Genomic DNA, 1293 nt, shown 5'->3' with positions numbered 1-1293 from the left:
GCCGACTTGCCGACGTAGATGCCCCACGGGGCCTTGCCCTGGTAGTAGCCGGGGATGAAGACCCAGCGGTCCAGGGTTTCGCGGTTGGCGTCGGTGTCGTACACACAGTGCCCGGCGGTCGCGACCAGGTTGCGGTACTTCGCCTGGATCGACGACGCCGAGCACCAGTACGGCTTGCCGTTGACGCGGAAGAACACCTTGCCGATGGTGCGCGGCAGGTTGACGTTCTTCACCTTGGTCGGGGTGACCTTCTCCTGGCCGATCGGCGGCACGACGCCGGTCTTGCCGTTGGGGGCCGCGTCGCTGCCGCCGAACTTGACCTTGCCGCTGACCGAGGAGTCGTTGGAGTAGCGGGTGGCGGCCTTGAGCTGCCTGCCGCCGTTCGCGCTCCAGAACTTCGCGGTGTCGCTCGCCTTGGACTTGCTGGAGGCGAGGGAGACGTTCGTCGGCTGGGGCTTGGCCAGGGCCACGGCCGGCGAGGTGAGGGCGGCGCCGACCATGCCGGTGGCGGTGACGGCTGCGCCCAGGGGGAGGATGAGGTGCTTTGCTCGGATGGTCATATGACTCCTGCGGGTCCTGCCATGAGACATTACTTATGTCTCATGCGCCCCAAAGGGGACGGCTTCGAGGCTATGTCATTTATTTATCCAAGGCATATGACATACGTGATTTAACATGACAAACTGGGAAATAACGGGTCAGTAAGCAAGGTGAAGCTCACCGAAAAGTGAGGTTGAAACGACGAAAGGCCCGGCCGAAGCCGGGCCCTCGTCATCAGGTCACTTACCGATCTTGCCCGAGGCCAGGTTGGAGGCCGCGCTGTAGATCGAGTAGGTCTCGCTGTCGAAGTACGGCGAGGTGGCGAAGTCGAACCGGCCGTTGCTGTCGGTGTCGCCGACCAGGCTGGTCACACCGTTGATGTAACCGACGCGCATCGTGCTGCTGTACTGGGCGATCCAGGGGCCGCCCGACGCGCCCGCGGTCATGGAGCACTTCAGCGCGATCTGCGCCTCGGCCTTGAAGCCCGCGACCGCACCGGCGGCCGAGGTCTTGCCGTAGCAGTACTTCGGCGTGAGGCCGGTGTACGGACGGTCGCCGTCCGGGTGCGGGCCGGCCGGGTAGCCGAACGCGTAGACCGACTGGCCGATCTTCTGGTTCCAGGAGAAGCCCTGGCCGCCGACGTTGTCGCCCAGGCGGCCGACGTCCTTCCAGGTCCGGAACTCGACGCCGTTGTACACCGTGACGAAGGCGTAGTCGCTGTCGAAGTCCTCGTAGTTGGCGAAGTCGAAGTGC

Annotated in this window: 1 protein-coding gene and 1 pseudogene; both read right to left on the bottom strand. The window is 64.7% G+C overall.

All coding sequences use genetic code 11. The features are described from left to right. A pseudogene (locus tag IEY93_RS38895) lies at nt 1-560 on the bottom strand (trypsin-like serine peptidase); the annotation flags it as partial. A 219-nt stretch (nt 561-779) separates the two neighbouring features. Next, on the bottom strand, nt 780-1293 hold a 514-nt coding region (locus IEY93_RS38890), incomplete at its 5' end, for a trypsin-like serine peptidase (protein WP_373291528.1).

It is taken from the genome of Sphaerisporangium melleum, assembly GCF_014646695.1.
Lineage (GTDB): Bacteria > Actinomycetota > Actinomycetes > Streptosporangiales > Streptosporangiaceae > Sphaerisporangium > Sphaerisporangium melleum.
This window is presented reverse-complemented; position numbering and strand designations above follow the sequence as displayed.